Source organism: Streptomyces sp. NPDC017202 (assembly GCF_044331705.1).
Taxonomy (GTDB): domain Bacteria; phylum Actinomycetota; class Actinomycetes; order Streptomycetales; family Streptomycetaceae; genus Streptomyces.
Genome location: NZ_JBIRNP010000007.1, coordinates 294,458 through 314,741, shown reverse-complemented (window position 1 = coordinate 314,741; position 20,284 = coordinate 294,458). Strand labels below are relative to the sequence as shown.

Genomic DNA, 20,284 nt, shown 5'->3' with positions numbered 1-20,284 from the left:
CGCCTCCTTCCGACGTGCCCTCGCCTGACCACCCAACCTTACGGCGTCCGGCGGGGGCGCCCGCAGCCCCCTCGCGCGGGCCAGTGAACGGATCACTGCCCCGTTCACCACCCCCGGACACCCCTCGCCGGACGCCGCTCACAGGCTCGACCTCAGCCACTGTTCCACGCTCGCGATGTGCACCGTCGCCCACGATCCGGCCGCCTCCGCGTCCCGGTCGCGCAGCGCCGAGAGGATCGCCCGGTGCTCGCGCAGGGTGCCCGCGACCGCGTCCTCCTGGGTCAGACCGCGCCAGATCCGGGCCCGCGTGGTGGGCCCGGACAGACCGTCGAGGAGGGAGCACAGCACCGAGTTGCCGGCGCCGCGCACGATGCCCCGGTGGAACTCCACATCGCAGGCGACGAGTTCGGCCACCGAAGGCGTGGCGCCCAGCCTGTCCAACTGGGCTTCCAGGGCGTCCAGTTCCTGAGCGCTGAGGCGCAGGGCGGCCATCGCCGTCGCGGCCGGCTCCAGGATGCGGCGCACGGCCAGGAACTCCAGGACCGTGTCGTCGCGGTGGAAGTCGACGACGAAGCTCAGTGCTTCCAGCAGCAGTTGGGGATCCAGACTGGTCACGTACGTGCCGTCGCCCTGCCGCACGTCCAGGATCCGGATCAGCGACAGGGCGCGCACCGCCTCGCGCAGGGAGTTGCGGGACAGGCCCAGCCCGGCGGCCAGTTCGCTCTCCTTGGGAAGCCGGTCCCCGGGCCGCAGCGCACCGGAGACGATCATGCCCTTGATCTTCTCGATCGCCTCGTCGGTGACTGCCATGACCGGCCTCCCTGTCGTGCGTCGCCGCTGCCCCGTGCCCAGACATCGGATGTCTGGCAGACCTTACGGTGTCGCGCGGTCGCGTCGGCAGTCCATCCGTCCCCTCCCGCCACAGGAACCACGGGAACACGGGAGGCGGGAAGGGGACGGCCCCTCACTAGGGGGCCGTCCCCTTCCCGCCTCCCGCCGCAGCGGCTACTTCTTGTCGAGCAGGTCCTGCACCTTCGCGCGGACCTCGTCCGTGGCCAGGCCGCGGATCGTCAGGGTCGTGCGGCGGCGCAGCACGTCGTCCTGCGTCTCGGCCCACTCGTGGTCCCGGGCGTACACGACCTGCGCCCAGATCTCCGGGGCGTCGGGGTGCACGCGCTCGCCCAGCTCCGGGTTCTCGTTCGCCAGCCGGGCGATGTCGAAGGCCAGCGAACCGTAGTGCGTGGCCAGGTGCCGGGCGGTGTCGGCCGCCATGCGCGGACCCGGCGCCGGGTGGTCGACGAGCAGCCGGTGGGCGACCGCGCGCGGGTTGGCGACCCCGGGCAGCGGCAGCTTCTTCGGCAGCGCGGAGACCGGCTCGAAGTCGTCACCGAGCGGGTGGCCCGGCAGCGCCTCCAGCTTCTGCATGACCGTCCGCCCGATGTGCCGGAAGGTCGTCCACTTGCCGCCCGCGACCGACAGCATGCCGCCCTTGCCCTCGGTCACCACCGTCTCCCGCTTGGCCTTCGCGGTGTCACCGGGACCGCCCGGCAGCACCCGCAGACCGGCGAACGCGTACGTGATCAGATCACGGTCGAGCTGCTGGTCACGGATGGAGAACGCGGCCTCGTCGAGTATCTGCGCGGTGTCCTTCTCGGTGACCGCGACGTCCGCCGGGTCGCCCTCGTACACCTCGTCGGTCGTGCCGAGCAGCAGCATGTCCTCCCAGGGGAGGGCGAAGGTGATCCGGTACTTGTCGATGGGGGTCGCCAGCGCGGCCTTCCACGGGGACGTCCGCTTCAGGACCAGGTGGGCGCCCTTCGACAGCCGGATCGACGGCGCGGCCTGGGGGTCCTCCATCCGGCGCAGGTGGTCCACCCACGGCCCGGTCGCGTTGAGCACCAGCCGGGCGTTGACGCCGAACTCGTCGCCGGAGAGACGGTCGCGCAGCTCGGCGCCCGTCACCCGGCCCTTGGTGAAGCGCAGTCCGGTCACCTCGGCGTGGTTGAGCACCACCGCGCCCGCCTCGACGGCCGCGCGCACCGTCATCAGCGCCATCCGGGCGTCGTTCATCTGGTCGTCGCCGTACACGGCCACGGCCTTGAGGTTCTCGGTGCGCAGCTCGGGCACGTCCTGCCGGGCCTTGGCCGGCGACAGCAGGTGACCCACGCCGTCGCCGAAGGCCGACAGCGCGGAGTAGGCGAACACGCCCGCCCCGAGCTTCGCCGCGCCGTGCGGCCCGCCCTTGTACACGGGGAGGTAGAACGTGAGCGGGTTCGCCAGGTGGGGGGCCACCTGGCGGGACACCGCACGGCGCTCGAAGTGGTTCTCCGCCACCAGCTTCACCGCGCCGGTCTGCAGGTAGCGCAGACCGCCGTGGAGCAGCTTGGAGGAGGCGGAGGACGTGGCGCCGGCGAAGTCGCCGGCATCGACCACTGCCACCCTGAGGCCGGACTGCGCGGCGTGCCAGGCGGTGGAGATGCCCAGGATGCCGCCGCCGATCACGAGGAGGTCGTACGACGCCTTGGCGAGCTGCTCCCGGGTCTCGGCACGGCTCGGGTTCGAGCCGGAGGCCGGGCGCGTACCGAGGGCAGGCACGGACTTCAGGGTGGACTCAGTGGTCATTGCGGTTCTTACTCCTCGTCAGTCTTCATCGGCGATCCAGCCCATGGTCCGCTCGACGGCCTTGAGCCAGCTCTTGTACTCACGGTCGCGGGTGTCCGCGTCCATGCGGGGGGTCCACTCGGCGGCCCGCCGCCAGTTGGCGCGCAGGTCGTCGGTGCTGGTCCAGAAGCCGACGGCGAGGCCGGCGGCGTAGGCGGCACCGAGGCAGGTCGTCTCGGCGACCATCGGACGCACGACCGGCGCGTCCAGGAAGTCCGAGAGGGTCTGCATCAGCAGGTTGTTGGAGGTCATGCCGCCGTCGACCTTGAGGGCCGCCAGCTCGACGCCGGAGTCCTTGGTCATGGCGTCGCTGATCTCACGGGTCTGCCAGGCGGTCGCCTCCAGGACGGCGCGCGCGAGGTGCGCCTTGGTGACGTACCGGGTGAGGCCGGCGATGACACCGCGGGCGTCGGGGCGCCAGTAGGGGGCGAACAGGCCGGAGAAGGCGGGCACGAAGTACGCGCCGCCGTTGTCCTCGACCGACAGCGCGAGGGTCTCGATCTCGGCGGCGGTGGAGATCAGGCCCATCTGGTCGCGCATCCACTGCACCAGCGAACCGGTGACGGCGATGGAGCCTTCCAGGGCGTAGACCGGCTTGTCGTCGCCGATGCGGTAGCCGACGGTGGTCAGCAGGCCGGAGTACGAGTTGATGATCTTGTCGCCGGTGTTCATCAGCATGAACGTGCCGGTGCCGTACGTCGACTTGGCCTCGCCCTCCGCGAAACAGGTCTGGCCGAACAGGGCCGCCTGCTGGTCGCCGAGCGCGGAGGCGACCGGGATGCCGCCGAGCAGGTCGCCCAGCCTGCCGCCGGTGATCTCGCCGTAGACCTCGGCGGAGGAGCGGATCTCCGGGAGCATCGCCAGCGGAACGCCGATGGACTCGGCGATCTTCGGGTCCCACTCCAGGGTGTGCAGGTTCATCAGCATGGTGCGCGAGGCGTTGGTGACGTCGGTGACGTGCCGGCCGCCGTCGACGCCGCCGGTCAGGTTCCAGATGACCCAGCTGTCCATGGTGCCGAACAGGATGTCCCCGGCCTCGGCGCGCTCGCGCAGGCCCTCGACGTTGTCGAGCAGCCAGCGGGCCTTCGGGCCGGCGAAGTACGAGGCCAGCGGCAGGCCGGTCTCGCGGCGGAAGCGGTCCTGGCCGACGTTGCGGCCGAGTTCGCGGCAGAGGGCGTCGGTACGGGTGTCCTGCCAGACGATGGCGTTGTGGACGGGCTCACCGGTGTTCTTGTCCCACAGGAGGGTGGTCTCGCGCTGGTTGGTGATGCCGATGGCCTTGATGTCGTCGCGGGTGATGCCGGCCTTCGCGATGGCGGAGGCGACGACCTCCTCGACGTTGGCCCAGATCTCGGTGGCGTCGTGCTCGACCCAGCCCGGCTTCGGGAAGATCTGCTCGTGCTCCTTCTGGTCGACGGAGACGATCCGGCCGTCGCGGTCGAAGACGATGCAGCGCGAGGAGGTGGTGCCCTGGTCGATCGCGGCGATGAACGGGCCGGCGGTGTGGGCGTCGGTCACAGTGTGCTCCAGGAGATTCCGTGGTTGAGGGGCAGTACGTACGGCGCGCGCTCGGGGTGCGGCGTGAAGCTCATGTTCCTAAGCGAATGCGACGTTGTAGATACCTGCGGCGATCGCTCCGCCGATCAGCGGACCGACCACCGGGATCCAGGCGTAGCCCCAGTCGGAACCACCCTTGTTGGGCAGGGGCAGGAGGGCGTGCACGATGCGCGGACCCAGGTCACGGGCCGGGTTGATCGCGTAGCCGGTCGGGCCGCCGAGGGACAGGCCGATCGAGACGACCACGAGCGCGGTGATCAGCGCGCCCAGGGTGCCGAGGCCGTTGCCCTTGTCGTTCAGGCCCTGGGTGAGGACGGCGAGCACCAGCACGACGGTGCCGATGATCTCCGTGGCGAGGTTCTGGACCGTGTTGCGGATCTCCGGGCCCGTGGAGAAGACGCCGAGCACCGGGCCGGCACCCTTCTCCTGGGCCTCGACGGCCTTGGCCGTCGTGTCCTGCGCGCCGGGGCCCCCGACGATCTCGCGGTCGGTGAGGTGCGCCTGGAACTGGCCGTAGTAGGCGACCCACACCAGGGCCGCGCCGATGGCGGCGCCGAGCAGCTGACCGGCCCAGTAGACCGGGACGTTGCCCCAGTCGCCGTCCTTGATCGCGAGCGCCAGGGTCACGGCCGGGTTCAGATGGGCACCCGACAGCGGCGCCGAGGTGTAGACCGCCGTGAGGACGGCGAAGCCCCACCCGAAGGCGATGGCGAGCCAGCCGGCGTTCCGGGCCTTGGAGGCCTTCAGCGTCACGGCGGCGCAGACGCCACCGCCGAGCAGGATGAGTATGGCGGTACCTATGGTCTCGCCGATGAAGATGTCGGAGCTGGACACCCGCGACTCCTTTGTCCTTCGTCCAGGGGACCGAACCCCGGGTCCCTCCGGGAGTTCGAGCTGCCCTCGGGATGAGAGCGATGCCGGCCCTTGGCGTTGTCACACTCTAACGCGTATTGCCGGTAGGTGTTCGACAATGCCGACCGATGGACGGGAGTCTTGCTCCGCCGTCACGGGTGCGTCAAGGGTCCTGTTATCGAAAGCACGATCGTTATTGATCGCGGGCGCCTATCGGTCCGGGCAGGGAAACCCCGCCCGCCGGAGCCGCTCGCCGGAGCCGCACGGGGGGCGACCGTCCCGCCCCGAATGTCCTTCACCGGACACGGCCACGGCCGGAACGCCGTCCCGGCGCCGGGTGCGACGACGGCCGGAACGCCGTCCCGACGTCCCGGTGTGCTCCTGCCCGGCTCTCAGAACCGCCCGGCGCCCAGGTCCCGCGACACGGCGCGGGCGCAGTCCCGCACGGCCGCGATCAGCTCGGGCCGCACCTCGCCCTCCCGGCACACGCGCTCCACGGCGCCGGTGATGCCGACCGCCCCCACCGGCATGCGCCGCCGGTCGTGGATGGGCGCGGCGACGGAGGCGACGCCCTCCCAGGTCTCCTCGACGTCCGCCGCGTACCCCCGCGCGCGCGTGAGGTCGAGGAGCTGCTCGAAGTCCTCCGGCCCGCACACCGTGCGTTCGGTGAACGGCTTGCGGTCGGCCTCCATGGCCTCGCTGTGCGCGACCGGGTCGTACGCCGACAGCACCTTGCCCAGGGCCGTCGAGTGCAGCGGCTGCATGGCCCCGATCTCCAGGACCTGCCGGCTGTCGTCGGGCCGGAAGACGTGGTGCACGATCAGCACGCCCTGCTGGTGCAGCACGCCCAGGTGCACGCTCTCGCCGCTGGAGCGGGCCAGGTCGTCCGTCCACACCAGGGCACGCGCGCGCAGCTCGTGCACGTCCAGGTAGGTGGTGCCCAGGCGCAGCAGCTCCGCGCCCAGCTGGTAGCGGCCGGAGGCGTCGTCCTGTTCGACGAAACCCTCGTGCTGGAGCGTGCGCAGAATGCCGTGGGCGGTGCCCTTGGCCAGGCCCAGGGCCGAGGCGATGTCCGACAGGCCCAGCCGCCGCTCACCGCCCGCGAGCAGTCGCAGCATCGCGGCCGCCCTTTCGAGCGACTGGATGTTCCGTGCCATCGCCGTTCCGCCTCCGTCCCCTTCGGCCGTCCGCGCGCAGCCAGTACTGCCGTCGTTCGGCATTGTCGAACACTACCGGTCCATGCCGACCTCCCGCTAATGGTTCGGTCGCTATCCCGTCATCTCGTCGCACCACGTGTCCCCCGCCGGCACCAGGGGGAGATCCCGGTCCGTCCCGTGGACGCCCTGACCATAAGCCCCCGGTCCCGGCTACCCTGACGGCGAGCGCCCCGCACGGGAAGCTCCCCGACCGTCCCGCGGGACGGCCCGGGGGCGACCACGGGACGCCGTGAAGCCGACAGCCGTCGCACCCGAGGGAGCCCTTACATGGCCTCTGTGCCGCCGACCCCTTCCGCCGACAGCCGGACCCGTGTGTCCGAGCTCCGCGAGGCCTTCGCCACCCGAGTGGTGGTGGCCGACGGAGCGATGGGCACGATGCTCCAGGCCCAGGACCCCACCCTGGAGGACTTCCAGGACCTCGAGGGCTGCAACGAGATCCTGAACGTCACCCGGCCCGACATCGTGCGCTCGGTGCACGAGGAGTACTTCGCCGCCGGCGTGGACTGCGTGGAGACGAACACCTTCGGCGCCAACTTCGCCGCCATGGCCGAGTACGACATCCCCGAGCGGGTCCACGAACTGTCCGAGGCGGGCGCCCGCATCGCCCGCGAGGCGGCCGACTCCTTCACGGCACGCGACGGCCGGACCCGCTGGGTCCTCGGCTCGATCGGCCCCGGCACCAAGCTGCCCACCCTCGGGCACGTCGCCTACACCACCCTGCGCGACGCCTACCAGCAGAACGCGGAAGGCCTCCTCGCCGGCGGCGCCGACGCCCTGATCGTCGAGACCACCCAGGACCTGCTCCAGACCAAGGCCGCCGTGCTCGGCGCCCAGCGCGCCCGCCGCAACGCCGGACTGGACGTGCCGCTCATCGTCTCCGTCACCGTGGAGACCACCGGCACCATGCTGCTCGGCTCCGAGATCGGCGCCGCGCTCACCGCGCTGGAGCCGCTCGGCATCGACATGATCGGCATGAACTGCGCCACCGGCCCCGCAGAGATGAGCGAGCACCTGCGCTACCTGGCCCGCAACGCCCGCATCCCGCTCGCCTGCATGCCGAACGCGGGCCTGCCGGTGCTCGGCAAGGACGGCGCCAGCTACCCGCTCACCGCCCCCGAACTGGCGGACGCCCAGGAGAACTTCGTCCGCGACTACGGCCTCTCCCTGATCGGCGGCTGCTGCGGCACCACCCCCGAACACCTGCGCCAGGTCGTCGAGCGCGTCCGCGGCCTCACCCCCGCCGAGCGCGACCCCCGTCCCGAGCCCGGCGCCGCCTCGCTCTACCAGAACGTCCCCTTCCGCCAGGACACCGCCTACCTGGCCATCGGCGAGCGCACCAACGCCAACGGCTCCAAGAAGTTCCGCGAGGCCATGCTGGAGGGCCGCTGGGACGACTGTGTGGAGATCGCCCGCGAGCAGATCCGCGAAGGCGCCCACATGCTCGACCTGTGCGTGGACTACGTCGGCCGTGACGGCGTCGCCGACATGGAGGAACTCGCCGGCCGCTTCGCCACCGCCTCCACCCTGCCGATCGTCCTGGACTCCACCGAGGTCGAGGTCGTCAGGGCCGGCCTGGAGAAGCTCGGCGGCCGCGCGGTCATCAACTCCGTCAACTACGAGGACGGCGACGGCCCCGAGTCCCGCTTCGCCAAGGTCACCCGGCTGGCCCAGGAACACGGTGCCGCGCTGATCGCCCTCACCATCGACGAGGAGGGCCAGGCCCGTACCCCCGAGAAGAAGGTCGAGATCGCCGAACGGCTCATCGACGACCTCACCGGGAACTGGGGCATCCGCGAGGAGGACATCCTCATCGACACCCTGACCTTCACCATCTGCACCGGTCAGGAGGAGTCGCGCGGGGACGGCGTCGCCACCATCGAGGCGATCCGCGAGCTGAAGCGCCGCCACCCCGACGTCCAGACCACGCTGGGCCTGTCGAACATCTCCTTCGGCCTCAACCCGGCCGCCCGCGTCCTGCTCAACTCGGTCTTCCTCGACGAGTGCGTCAAGGCCGGCCTGGACTCGGCGATCGTGCACGCGTCCAAGATCCTCCCGATCGCCCGCTTCACCGAGGAGGAGGTCACCACCGCCCTCGACCTCATCCACGACCGCCGCAGCGAGGGCTACGACCCCCTCCAGAAGCTCATGGCCCTGTTCGAGGGCGCCACCACCAAGTCCCTCAAGGCGGGCCGCGCCGAGGAACTGGCCGCCCTGCCGCTGGACGAGCGTCTCAAGCGCCGCATCATCGACGGCGAGCGCAACGGCCTGGAGGCGGACCTCGACGAGGCCCTCGAAAGCCGCCCCGCCCTGGAGATCGTCAACGAGACCCTCCTGGACGGCATGAAGGTCGTCGGCGAGCTGTTCGGCTCCGGCCAGATGCAGCTGCCGTTCGTCCTGCAGTCGGCCGAGGTCATGAAGACCGCGGTCGCCCACCTCGAACCCCACATGGAGAAGGTCGAGGGCGAGGAGGGCAAGGGCACCATCGTGCTGGCCACCGTCCGCGGCGACGTCCACGACATCGGCAAGAACCTCGTCGACATCATCCTGTCCAACAACGGCTACACCGTCGTCAACCTCGGCATCAAGCAGCCGGTCTCCGCGATCCTCGAGGCCGCCGAGGAGCACCGCGCCGACGTCATCGGCATGTCCGGGCTCCTGGTCAAGTCCACGGTGATCATGAAGGAGAACCTGCAGGAGCTCAACCAGCGCGGCCTGGCGGCGAACTACCCCGTCATCCTCGGCGGCGCCGCCCTGACCCGCTCCTACGTCGAACAGGACCTGCACGAGGTCTACGAGGGCGAGGTCCGCTACGCCCGCGACGCCTTCGAGGGCCTGCGCCTGATGGACGCCCTCATCGGCGTCAAGCGGGGTGTCCCCGGCGCCGCGCTGCCCGAGCTCAGGCAGCGCCGGGTCCGCGCGAGCGCCACCGCCGTCGAGGTCGACGAACGCCCGGAGGAGGGGCACGTCCGTTCCGACGTCGCCACCGACAACCCCGTCCCCACCCCGCCGTTCTGGGGCACCCGCGTCATCAAGGGCATCCAGCTGAAGGAGTACGCCTCCTGGCTCGACGAGGGCGCCCTCTTCAAGGGCCAGTGGGGCCTCAAGCAGGCCCGCACCGGCGACGGCCCGACGTACGAGGAACTCGTCGACACCGAGGGCCGGCCGCGGCTGCGCGGACTGCTGGACAGGCTCCAGACCGAGAACCTGCTCGAAGCCGCCGTCGTCTACGGTTACTTCCCCTGTGTGTCCAAGGACGACGACCTGATCATCCTGGACGAGCAGGGCAACGAGCGGACCCGCTTCACCTTCCCCCGCCAGCGCCGCGGCCGCCGACTGTGCCTGGCGGACTTCTTCCGCCCGGAGGAGTCGGGGGAGACCGACGTGGTCGGCCTCCAGGTCGTCACCGTCGGCTCCCGCATCGGCGAGGAGACCGCCAAGCTCTTCGAGTCGAACTCCTACCGCGACTACCTCGAGCTGCACGGCCTGTCCGTCCAGCTGGCGGAGGCCCTCGCCGAGTACTGGCACGCGCGCGTGCGGTCGGAGCTGGGATTCGCCGGCGAGGACCCGGCCGACGTCGAGGAGATGTTCGCCCTCAAGTACCGCGGCGCCCGCTTCTCCCTCGGCTACGGCGCCTGCCCCGACCTGGAGGACCGCGCCAAGATCGCCGAGCTGCTGCGGCCCGAGCGGATCGGCGTCCACCTCTCCGAGGAGTTCCAGCTGCACCCCGAGCAGTCCACGGACGCCATCGTGATCCACCACCCGGAGGCGAAGTACTTCAACGCGCGGTGAGGCGCCGGACACCGTCCGGTGCATCTCGCCCTGCACATTGATCGGACAAGTCGTACACTGGTCGGTCCACTGCAGGCCGGTTCCCCCGGGGGAACCGGCCTGCTCGTCCCTCAAAGGAGGTACGTGGATGACCAGCACGGTCCCCGCGCTCGGAACCCGCACGGCCGAAGGCTCGGCCCTCGAGGCGGTGCTCCTCGACATGGACGGCACCCTGGTGGACACCGAGGGCTTCTGGTGGGAGGTCGAGGCCGAGGTCTTCGCCGGGCTCGGCCACACCCTCGACGACTCCTGGCGCCACGTCGTGGTCGGCGGCCCCATGAGCCGCAGTGCCGGGTTCCTGATCGAGGCCACCGGCGCCGACATCACCCTCACCGAACTCAGCGTCCTGCTCAACGACGGCTTCGAACGGCGCATCGGACGCCACCTGCCCCTGATGCCGGGAGCCGCCCGGCTGCTGGCCGAGCTGGCGGCGCACGAGGTCCCGACCGCCCTCGTCTCCGCCTCGCACCGCCGCATCATCGACCGCGTCCTGACCTCGCTGGGCCCCCAGCACTTCGCGCTGACGGTGGCCGGCGACGAGGTGCCGCGCACCAAGCCGCACCCCGATCCCTATCTGTTCGCCACCACCGGCCTGGGCGTGGATCCGGCCAGGTGCGCCGTCGTCGAGGACACCGCGACCGGGGTCGCCGCGGCCGAGGCGGCGGGCTGCCACGTCGTCGCCGTGCCCTCCGTGGCGCCCATCGCCCCGGCCCGCCGGCGGACCGTCGTCTCCTCGCTGGAACAGGTCGACCTGCCATTCCTGCGCGGCCTGATGCCGCTCGAATGATCACCGGGAAGATCAACCGTGAACCCCGATGACGGAAATGCGATAGCCGTTCACCCAGCGTGCACCGCCGATAGCAAGGGAATTCGACGCATGTGCGCGCGGTGAATTCATCCCGCCACGGACGGCCGAATTCCGCTACGCGCGACCATCGCCGGATCTGTGAGCTTCGCCACGCCTGAGGGTCTCGACAGGGCCGCGCGGGTGTGCAGTTCACCCCCGTACGGGGGGTGCGCGCGTGCCCTTGTGTCCCGATTCATATCGCACTGCACGAATCATTCCGCTGTCGGGTTTTCGGTGCGTCCACGCCCGGTTTCACTCCGTGATGAGCTTTCAACTCCGGTGGCTGCGAACCCTCGTGCAGGTGCGGACTAATCTCGTCGCGAGAACCTCGCCCCTACCCCCGTGATCCGCCGCGACACCCCTGCATGCCGGGTACACGGACCTGACAGCTCTGGAGAAACTCGAGCATGAACCGCAAGACTTTGGTGCTGCCGGCCGTGGCAGGTCTGCTCGCGCCCGTGCTCGCCGCCTGTGGCGGGTCCGACAGCGGCAGCGGCAGCGGCGACGCCATCGTCGTGGGCACCACCGACCGGTTCACCGCCACCAAGGACGCCCCGGCGCCCCTCGACCCGGCGTACTCCTACGACGTCGGCACCTGGAACATCCTGCGCCAGACCGTGCAGACCCTGATGATCCAGCCCAAGGGGGAGGGCGAACCCGTCCCCGAGGCCGCCGAGAGCTGTGGTTTCACCGACACCGGCAACGAGCGCTACGCCTGCAAGCTCCGCAAGGACCTGAAGTTCGCCAACGGCGACGCCGTCACCGCCGAGGACGTCAAGTTCTCCATCGACCGGGCCCGCGCCATCAAGGCCGACTCCGGCGTCTTCGCCCTGCTGTCGACCGTCGACACCGTCGAGGCGAAGGGTGACAACGAAGTCATCTTCCACCTCAACACCGCCGACGCGACCTTCCCGTTCAAGCTGTCGACCCCGGTCGCCGGCATCGTCAACCCCGACGACTACGACAAGGGCAAGCTGCGCGACGGCTTCGAGATCGACGGCTCCGGCCCGTACACCCTCAAGGCCGAGACCGACGGCGACGAGATGACCCGCGCCGTCTTCACCAAGAACCCCAACTACAAGGGGGCCCTCGAGGTGAAGAACGACAAGGTCGAGATGGTCTCCTTCGCCGACGCCGAGGAGATGGGCACCGCCATCGACAAGGGCGACATCGACGTGATGACCCGCACCATGTCGCCCGAGCAGATCCAGAAGCTCTCCGACGCCTCCTCCGACAGCAGCGTCGACATCGTCGAACTCGCCGGCCTCGAGATCCGCTACCTCGCCTTCAACACCACCGCCCCGACGGTGAAGGACAAGGCGGTCCGCCAGGCCATGGCCCAGATCGTCGACCGCGGCGAGCTCGTCACCGACGTGTACGGCTCCCAGGCCGAGCCCCTCTACTCGCTGGTCCCGGCCTCCGTCACCGGCCACTCCAACTCGTTCTTCAACAAGTACGGCGACCCCAACGCCGGCAAGGCCAAGAACCTGCTGTCCAAGGCCGACATCACCACCCCGGTGAAGCTGACGCTGCACTACACAACCGACCACTACGGTCCGGCCACGAAGAAGGAGTTCGAGCTGCTGAAGAAGCAGCTCAACGACAGCGGCCTGTTCGACGTCTCCGTCGAGGGCACCGCCTGGGACGCCTTCGTCCCGGCCGAGCGCAAGGGCGAGTACGACGTCTGGGGCATGGGCTGGTTCCCCGACTTCGCCGACGGCGACAGCTACATCGCGCCGTTCCTCGACAAGGACAACTTCCTCAAGTCGCCGTACCAGAACCGCAAGGTCATCGACGAACTCATCCCCGAGTCCCGCCGCGAGGCCGACCGCCTGTCCGCCGGCAAGACGCTGACGGAGATTCAGGACATCGTCGCCGAGGACGTCCCGATCCTGCCGCTGTGGCAGGGCAAGCAGTACGTCGCCTCCCGCGACGACGTCACGGGCACCGCCTACGTGCTCAACTCCTCCGCCACCCTCCAGCTGTGGGAGCTCTCCCGCGGCGTCAGCGAGTGACGGAACCCTCGTCTCCGGGGCCGTCCACGACGGCCCCGGAAGCACCGGCACGGTGGCGGGGGACCCGCACGTGAAAACGCGCGACCAGTGGCCGGTCCCGTCCGTCGTGGTGAGCCGCAGCTCAGGAGTTGTCACCAGCGAGACCGGCTGAGCTGGTGAACAGGGACGATCGAAGCAGCCTGGTTGTCACCAACGAGGCATTCGACTTGTCACAGGCGCTCATTCGGCGGTCTTTCTGTCACCAGAAACGAAGATCGGGAGCCTGAGGTTCTCTGCGGGGCTTCGATGAGATCATGGCCGTTACGGGTGCTGGGTCGGGAAGGGTAGTCGAGGCCGCTGTCACTGGGGCCGTCTGGTCGCATCAGTGCGGCTGGGAGGACCTCTTCGTGCCGACGGACGTCGACGCGGGCAGGTCCGGACTGGCTTTGGGTGAGGGCTGGACGAGGTGATGGGCGGTCTCGTGGCGGGCTGGTGAGGACGATGCGTCCTGCTCGGTGCACGATCTCGTACAGGAGCCGGTGCTCACGAGCGACCCGATGCGGCACTTCACCTGGCGCCGGGACCAACGGCACCGTCCTGGCCTGCAGTTCATGACCAGCACCGGCCGTCACCACGGCGCGGAGAGCCTGGAGGAGAGCCGGGTGCTGCTGGCCCTGGACTTCGCCGGCGACGTGGTCGACGTCGTCTCGCAGCCACTGAAGATCTCCTTCGGGACCTGCGGGAAACGCCGATCCCACACCCCTGACTACCTCGCGGTGACCCGCCGCGGCGTCCGGCTGATCGACGTACGCCCCGAGCCTTTGATCAAGGAGTCGGTGCCCAGCTACGACACCCTGCGCCGGCTCTGGCAGGAGTGGTTCGGCCCCGGCGGCGCCCGTCAGCGCTACGCGCGCTCGGCCGATCTGCCGGAGTCGGAGGGGTACGTCCTGGTGCACCGGCCGGGCCAGGTCGTCGCGCTGGACACCACGGTGCTGCCGGTCATGGTCCGCGAGCACGTCTTCGGCGATCCGGTGAAGATGCACCTCACCCTCGCCCTGGACGTCTGCACGCACTCGCTGGTCGCCTTCCGGCTGACGCTGGTCTTTGACACCTCGGTGGACGTCGCGATGGTGCTGCGGGACGTGACGATGCCGCTGCCGATGCGGGCGGACTGGGACGTGGACCTGGAATGGCCCTACCCCGGCCTGCCCGCCGCGGTGGTGGCCGAGTTCGCCGGGCACGCGGTGGCCGGCCTGCCGTTCTTCACCCCGGAGACGGTGACCACCGACCACGGATCGGTCTATCGCAACCACCACCTGGTCGAGGTCGAGCGGGTGCTGGGCTGCCAGGTCCTGCCCGCGCGGGTGCTGCGGCCGACCGACAAGGCCGCCGTCGAGCGGGCGTTCGGCGTGATCCGGCAGCTGCTGTTCGAGCACCTGATCGGCTACACCGGCGTCGACGTCGCCGACCGCGGGGCCGACCCGGCCGCAGACGCGGTGCTGACGGCCGACCAGCCCACCCGCACCGGCCCCACAGCCCGCTGCGTCTCCGGTTCCTGCCGGGGAGGAGACGGCAACCGTCTTGAACTGGCCGGGCCGGGCCCGCCAGATGCAGGAGGCGCTCGCCGGTGAACGGCGCCGGCGGCGGGAGGCGGCCCGGCCCGCACCCGTCCCGCCGCCCGATCTGGGCCACAGCTTCCGTGCCCGCAGCGTGTTCGTCCTGCCCGAGGACGGCCTACTGCCGGCTGCCGGTCAGCGCGACACCCAAGGGCCTCTGCAAGGCGATCTTGAACATTTACGGCAACCCGCAACCCGCAACCCGCACCCCGGGACCCTGGACGACCTGGTCAGAGCGGTGCGGGACGCGATCCGGGACCATCACACCACCGCCCTGCTGATCGACGACATCACCCGGCTCCGCCTGCACCGCGAGGACGACCAGGACACCCTCGACCTGATCCGCGAACTGATGGACCTCAACGTCACGCTCGTCCTGATCGGCGTGGACATCCCCGCGTCCGGGCTCCTGCGCGGCGCCTACGTCGACCAGCGCACCGGACAGTGGGTCTTCCCCGACAACGAGTGGGGCGGGCGGCACAACGCCGCGGCGGCCACGCAGACGGGCCGCCGGTTCGACTTGGTCGATCTCGATCCGTTCGACTATTCCACCCCGGCCGGCATCACCGCCTTCCTCGACCACCTGGCCGGCATCGAGGACCAGCTGCGGCTCCTGCGTTCCTTCGAGGGCATGCCGACCACTGGTGAGATGCCCGAGTACCTCTTCGGCCGCACCCGCGGCGTCGTTGGCCTGCTGCGGCGGCTGATCGAGGACGGCTGCACCGAGGCGATCGTCACCGGCGAAGAACGGCTCACCCCGGAACTGCTCGCAAAGACCACGATCCACCTCGGCAACCTAGGCGACCTCGACCCCGCCGCCGGTGAGGTCCCCGACATCCCGCAGAACACCGCCCCGCCCACAAAGCCCAAGCCCCGCCGCCGGCGCGGACGCAATACGGTCCTCGACGACCGCGGGAACAGGCCGGCCGCGGGTGACTGACGCGACCACAGGCGCTGGGCCACGGCCCTTCGGCCGCAGCCTCGACCCACTGGAGGGCGAGTCCCTGGCAGGCTTTGTCCTGCGCCTGGCCCATCGTCTGCACGTCTCGCCCCACGAGCTCGCCCGGCTGACCGGCCTGACCAACCACGACCGGCTCGGGCGGCCCCGGGCATCACTTTCGACGCTGCTGACCCCAGCCGAGATCAGCCGCTTCGCCCGCACAACGCGGCTGGACCCCCGGGAAGTGCGCGCAATGACGCTGCAGCTCCTCGCCTCCCGCTATCCGCCGGCCGCCCGCAGCCTCGACGACGTCCGGGCCGGGAGGGTCTACTCCATGCACACGGACGGATGGCTGTTCGCCACCACCGCCCGCTACTGCCCCCGCTGTCTCGCCGGCGACGGCTCCGACATCCAGAACGCCCACGGCGGTCCCTGGCAGATCCTCTGGCGTCTGCCCGTGGTCTTCGCCTGCCCTCTCCACAAGGTGTTCCTGGAGCACCTCTGCCCCCGCTGCCACAAGCCGATCAACTTCAGCAGCAGAACGCAGTTGTTCCCCCGCCCCGCCGCTACCGGGATTCACCCCGCCCACTGCCGGTCCTCCACGCCGCAGGACGTCCCGACCAGCCGGCCCGGCGCCCCCTGCGGGGCGCCGCTCGCGCACGACCCAGTGCACCACCACCGGCCCGGTCCCGCTCTGCTTGAGCTCCAGCGCAAGATCCTCGGACTGCTCAGCCCCGGCCGGCCGAAGCCACGAGCACAGCAGTACTTCACCGAGCTCATCCTGCTCGCCGGACTGGTCATGATCTGCTGGCCGCGCATCCAGGCGGTCGGCACCACCCGCCAACTCGCCGCGGCCGTCGACCGGCACCTTGCCATCCACGAGGGAGCCGACTGCCGTCTCTACCGCTCCAGCGGGGCACCCGTCGACGCCCTTGCCTGCGCCGGTCTCCTCCAGGTCACCGATCGCATCCTGACCGCCGGCGACCTGCGCGAAGCACTCGCCCTGCTCACGCCCGAGGAGAACCGGACCCGCAGCGGAATCCCGCCCACACGGCACCTGATCCGGGACAAGAACTTCAAGAAGCAGCGCAGCGCATGCTCCGAGCGCTTCCAGCTCGCCGCCGACACGATCGTTCCCACCTTCCGGCGCACCGGCAAGGGCGGACTCCGCCTCCCCTCCACTGGTGCCGGCCTACAACCCGAGCACGTTCCCGCATGCTTGCCCCAAGCCCTCGCCGAACGCCACCTCAGCTTCCCCCCGGACATCACCCCCAAGATGCGCCGACGCACGGCCGCGGTCTTCCTCGTCCGGCGCGCACGCGGCGGGAGCCTGAACGATGCCGCCCAGTTCCTCGGGATCAACACCGAGAACAAGAGGATCGGCTACACGCAGCTGCTGAACCGCCACCTCCGCACCGGCGGCACGGCCCGCGACTTCGAACGAGCCCTCGACGCCATCACCGCCGAGCTCCTCGCAGGTCCCGCCATCGACTACCAACACCGACGCGAGGCCCTCGCCACCTGGACGCTGGAACCCCAGAACTGGCAGCACATACTCACCCAGCTCCCGGACCTCACCAGCCACCGAAAGCCCCTCAGCGACGACCGCAGACGCCTGGCCGTCAGCGCCTACATCTGGACCCGCGTCACCGAAGGCGAACCCGACTTCGCACCCTGCCCGCCACACGTCGCCCCCGACCCCGCACTACGCGCCGTCTGGACCCGGGAGCGACACAACGTGTTCCACTGGCTCCGCACAACTGACCACCAGCCTTACTACGGCGCCCTCAAGCCGCTCCTCGAAGACCACGCCGAGCACCTGGCCAAGGAGATCGACAGACGCTGAGCCTGAGCGTGATGGGCAAGGTCAGGGCCTCGCGGTCCGGAACGCCAGATACCGGCTGAAGGCTTCGTTGCTGTCGGGGATGAAGCGCCACTCCAGCAGGGCCGACCGCAGCTCCGGCTCGGTCAGCCAGCCAAGCCAGGCGACCTCATCAGGATCGGGGACCGCAGCGTCCGGCACCATGGCTTCGTGCACGCCGGGCCAGTGAGGGCTCAAACCACTGCGGTTGAGGAACGTGAACAGCAAGCGCGGCAGCGCACGAATGCCCAGCTCTTCGGCCAACTTCCTCGCGGCACGGCGCGGCCACGGTCTGCGTGACGCAGGTAAGGCGATCGAGTGCGCCAAACGCTCCACCGCATACGCCAACGCCGTCAAGGAAGCCCAAAAGGTGGAGAAGGCCACAGCGAGCACGTTCCCTGTCCGCCGATCGTACTTGTCAGGCGGGTGAGCTCTCCTTTACCGAGCGGGTGGCTGTACGGCGCAGTGCCGGTCGACACAGAGACGCGACCGGTAGGGAGCAGGTGAGGAGGACCAGTGCGAGGATGCCCCAGCCTGCCCCCCCGGCACCGCTGACCAGCGTGACGACCAGCGCGGGCCCGACCGCCACTACGGCGCCTTCCGTAGTGGCCGCGACAGCTTGGTACTGGCCTTGGGCGCCGTGTGTCATGAGCTTGATGGACAGTCCCCACCGGGCTGCCACGTAATACAGCTCTCCAAGGACGTGCAGGCCCAGTCCGGCGAGGACGAGGACGGCGGCCACCACCGGACTGGCAGGCCAGGCGGCCGTCGCGAAGGCCAGGCAGCATCCGGCGAGCGCGACGCTGGCGCGCCATGAGGAGCGTACGGCCCCGGCCAGTCGTTGCCCGGTGCGGGTGACGCGAACCTGGAAAAGGGCGATCAGGAGGGAGCTGACCAGCACAGACAGCGGAGCGATCCATACCGGTGCCGCGGTGTCCTCCTTCAGCCACAGGGGCAGGCCGCTGGACAGAAGCGCCCAGCACAGGGCAAGGAGGGCGGTACTGCTCATGATCGCTGTGAAGGGGATGTTGCGCAGTGCCGCTGTGCTGACTTGACGCCGTGCGGCGGGCACCGGCGGGACGTGCGGGAGGCGGGCAAGGATCGCGGCCGAGATGACGAAGGTGAAGCTATTGACGATGACAGCGCCGTGGTAGGGGGCGGCCGACTGGTGCGCGAGCACCCAGGCGGCGGCGCCCGCGCCGGCGGCGTAGAGCAGGTGCTGTACGACGCGGGCCCGGGCGAGGACAGGCAAGCAGTCCCGTTCGGGCAACATCAGGTGCACGAGCGCCACCTTGCTGCCTTTGGCAGCCGTCTCCATCGAGGTGAACAGGGCGGCAGCGACCAGAAGTGGCCAGAAGGCATGCGTGGCCAGAAATGTGAGTGAGAACGCGGCGCGCAGAACGGTGACCGCCACGAGGGTCTCACGGGCGCCGAGACGGTCGGTCAGAGTGCCGACAGGCAAGGCGGCCAGGAGACCGAGCCCCCCGCCCAGTCCCATCGCGAGACCCATCGTCGCGGCGGGAACGCCCTGAACAGAGGTCAGATAGACCGCCCACATGCTGAACCAAAGTCCGTCTCCCAGGGCGGTCACACCTTCACTGAACAGAAGACGGCGAACAATTAAATGATCTTTCCGGGATTTCTCGGTGCGAGTGTGGCTCAATTATTAATCCTTTCTCGCCGTGGGGCGCCGGAGATCGATCTGTGGCCGCTTCGTAGCTTGCTTCAAGCCCCAATCAGGGGAGCATGATTTCAGCCATCTTCAGCCTCGAATTACGCTCTCCGGCGCGACTCTGTGGATTCGAGCATAAAAATCCATTCCTGAGTACCCGGCGCCTACCCAAGTAAACGAAACTACTTTAAGTGATCGCCAGTTATCGCGTCGCTAGCTCGGTGAGCAGCCGAGACTACAGTAGGTAACCAAAATTCCAGGTGTCCGTGTATACGGAACGTTAAATTCTTCGGACTCTTGACATTCCTCCACCTGCCCTGGATATCGTGACGACGCGTCACTGATTACGTCGCCGGGTCCACGGTGCTTGAGGCCCCGGCTTCGCCATGCCATCTGCAATACCCGTGCGTAATTCATGGCCGTCTGCATTGAAACGCATGGGTGCACGCTTCCGCCCGTTTCCGTCGGAGGAAAAGAAATGGCGCACTCACCTCTCAGTATTCTCTCCCAGGTCGATTTCAACGGCGATCCGTTGATCGATGAGCTGTTGGTGAAGACTTTCCACCAGCTCATGAACGAGCACGGCTACGTCCTAATGTGCAACGTGCCGGAGGAGTTCGACCCAGTGAGGTTTTGCCGGAACCTGGGCCGCTTCGTGCCCAACTACACCGGCGCCGTTGTCGGCGACGTACGTCCAGAGCCTGGCATGGACGACGTCTACCACGCGGGCAACACCCGTCCGCTGACTCCGCACTCGGAGGGATACGACTTTGCGGTCGTCCCTCCGCGGTACATCGCGCTGTGGTGCGTCACGCCGGCCGACGGGCCGGGCGGGGAGACCACGCTCGCCGACACCAGGCCCTGGGTCGAGGCCCTCTCAGCCGAGGAGCGCGAGTGGTTCCTCACACACGAGTACGACTGGAAGACCACAGAGGGCGTGCAGCGCCTCGGGCTCGACCTCAAGACCCGTCACCCCATCCTCAAGGAGACCGACCAGGGCACGATCGTCCGGTTCAGCTGCAACAACCTGGTACGGGACGACGACGATCTGGCCGCGGAGCTGCAGCGGCGCTGGCACGCCGCATTCGACCGCGAGCACGTGTCCATCGACTACTCCGAGAGGGACATGCTCGTGTGGGACAACTGGCGGCTGCTGCACGCCCGGAACGCCTTCAGCGACCGCAGCCGGCACCTGCGCCGCATCCAGATCTCCGTCTGAACCCACACAGTAAGGACGCA

General features: G+C 69.4%; 13 protein-coding genes and 1 pseudogene. 7 read left to right on the top strand and 7 right to left on the bottom strand.

What is annotated here, in order from left to right; translation table 11 throughout:
* Nucleotides 1-138 precede the first annotated feature (138 nt).
* From ACH4N1_RS17215 to ACH4N1_RS17195, 5 genes are all read right to left on the bottom strand, one after another.
* Nucleotides 139-810: a FadR/GntR family transcriptional regulator gene (locus tag ACH4N1_RS17215; protein ID WP_398097907.1), complete on the bottom strand. Its 672-nt coding sequence runs from the start codon at nucleotides 808-810 to the stop codon at nucleotides 139-141.
* 195 nt (nucleotides 811-1,005) lie between these two features.
* Entirely contained in the window at nucleotides 1,006-2,622 is a 1,617-nt protein-coding gene (locus tag ACH4N1_RS17210; protein ID WP_398097906.1) for an FAD-dependent oxidoreductase, read from the bottom strand.
* Nucleotides 2,623-2,640: 18 nt separating this feature from the next.
* Complete coding sequence (gene glpK / locus ACH4N1_RS17205; protein ID WP_398097904.1) at nucleotides 2,641-4,179, bottom strand: glycerol kinase GlpK; 1,539 nt, start codon at nucleotides 4,177-4,179, stop codon at nucleotides 2,641-2,643.
* 78 nt (nucleotides 4,180-4,257) lie between these two features.
* Nucleotides 4,258-5,052: an MIP/aquaporin family protein gene (locus ACH4N1_RS17200; protein WP_398097902.1), complete on the bottom strand. Its 795-nt coding sequence runs from the start codon at nucleotides 5,050-5,052 to the stop codon at nucleotides 4,258-4,260.
* A gap of 410 nt (nucleotides 5,053-5,462) precedes the next feature.
* Entirely contained in the window at nucleotides 5,463-6,227 is a 765-nt protein-coding gene (locus tag ACH4N1_RS17195) for an IclR family transcriptional regulator (RefSeq protein WP_398097901.1), read from the bottom strand.
* A 327-nt stretch (nucleotides 6,228-6,554) separates the two neighbouring features.
* Here ACH4N1_RS17195 and metH point away from each other — a divergent pair, with 327 nt between their 5' ends.
* From metH to ACH4N1_RS17165, 6 genes and pseudogenes are all read left to right on the top strand, one after another.
* Nucleotides 6,555-10,076: a methionine synthase gene (gene metH / locus ACH4N1_RS17190; RefSeq protein ID WP_398097899.1), complete on the top strand. Its 3,522-nt coding sequence runs from the start codon at nucleotides 6,555-6,557 to the stop codon at nucleotides 10,074-10,076.
* A 127-nt stretch (nucleotides 10,077-10,203) separates the two neighbouring features.
* Nucleotides 10,204-10,902, top strand: a complete 699-nt coding sequence (locus ACH4N1_RS17185; protein WP_398097897.1) for an HAD family hydrolase — start codon at nucleotides 10,204-10,206, stop codon at nucleotides 10,900-10,902.
* Between the two features lie 467 nt (nucleotides 10,903-11,369).
* Nucleotides 11,370-12,977, top strand: a complete 1,608-nt coding sequence (locus ACH4N1_RS17180) for an ABC transporter substrate-binding protein (RefSeq protein WP_398097896.1) — start codon at nucleotides 11,370-11,372, stop codon at nucleotides 12,975-12,977.
* A gap of 806 nt (nucleotides 12,978-13,783) precedes the next feature.
* A pseudogene (locus ACH4N1_RS17175) lies at nucleotides 13,784-14,461 on the top strand (transposase); the annotation flags it as partial.
* A 76-nt stretch (nucleotides 14,462-14,537) separates the two neighbouring features.
* Complete coding sequence (locus ACH4N1_RS17170) at nucleotides 14,538-15,512, top strand: hypothetical protein (protein WP_398097894.1); 975 nt, start codon at nucleotides 14,538-14,540, stop codon at nucleotides 15,510-15,512.
* Nucleotides 15,394-17,358 (top strand): TniQ family protein, encoded by a 1,965-nt coding sequence (locus ACH4N1_RS17165; protein WP_398097892.1) that lies wholly within the window; start codon nucleotides 15,394-15,396, stop codon nucleotides 17,356-17,358. Before ACH4N1_RS17170 ends, ACH4N1_RS17165 begins: the two co-directional genes overlap by 119 nt.
* A gap of 21 nt (nucleotides 17,359-17,379) precedes the next feature.
* Here the strand turns inward: ACH4N1_RS17165 and ACH4N1_RS17160 are convergent, their stop codons facing one another.
* Both ACH4N1_RS17160 and ACH4N1_RS17155 read right to left on the bottom strand, forming a co-directional pair.
* Nucleotides 17,380-17,757 carry a hypothetical protein gene (locus ACH4N1_RS17160; RefSeq protein WP_398097890.1) on the bottom strand — a complete coding sequence of 126 codons (378 nt, stop codon included), beginning with the start codon at nucleotides 17,755-17,757 and terminating at the stop codon, nucleotides 17,380-17,382.
* Between the two features lie 34 nt (nucleotides 17,758-17,791).
* Nucleotides 17,792-19,036, bottom strand: coding sequence for an MFS transporter (locus ACH4N1_RS17155; protein ID WP_398097888.1), 1,245 nt, complete (start codon nucleotides 19,034-19,036; stop codon nucleotides 17,792-17,794).
* A gap of 487 nt (nucleotides 19,037-19,523) precedes the next feature.
* Between ACH4N1_RS17155 and ACH4N1_RS17150 the strand changes: the two genes are divergently transcribed.
* Nucleotides 19,524-20,264: a TauD/TfdA family dioxygenase gene (locus ACH4N1_RS17150; protein ID WP_398097886.1), complete on the top strand. Its 741-nt coding sequence runs from the start codon at nucleotides 19,524-19,526 to the stop codon at nucleotides 20,262-20,264.
* The last annotated feature ends 20 nt before the right edge of the window (nucleotides 20,265-20,284 follow it).

Coding starts and splice junctions, on each gene's coding strand:
- ACH4N1_RS17185 (WP_398097897.1), top strand. CDS start 10,204: ATGACCAGCACGGTCCCCGCGCTCGGAACCCGCACGGCCGAAGGCTCG.
- ACH4N1_RS17210 (WP_398097906.1), bottom strand. CDS start 2,622: ATGACCACTGAGTCCACCCTGAAGTCCGTGCCTGCCCTCGGTACGCGC.
- ACH4N1_RS17195 (WP_398097901.1), bottom strand. CDS start 6,227: ATGGCACGGAACATCCAGTCGCTCGAAAGGGCGGCCGCGATGCTGCGA.
- ACH4N1_RS17150 (WP_398097886.1), top strand. CDS start 19,524: ATGGCGCACTCACCTCTCAGTATTCTCTCCCAGGTCGATTTCAACGGC.
- ACH4N1_RS17215 (WP_398097907.1), bottom strand. CDS start 810: ATGGCAGTCACCGACGAGGCGATCGAGAAGATCAAGGGCATGATCGTC.
- ACH4N1_RS17180 (WP_398097896.1), top strand. CDS start 11,370: ATGAACCGCAAGACTTTGGTGCTGCCGGCCGTGGCAGGTCTGCTCGCG.
- metH (WP_398097899.1), top strand. CDS start 6,555: ATGGCCTCTGTGCCGCCGACCCCTTCCGCCGACAGCCGGACCCGTGTG.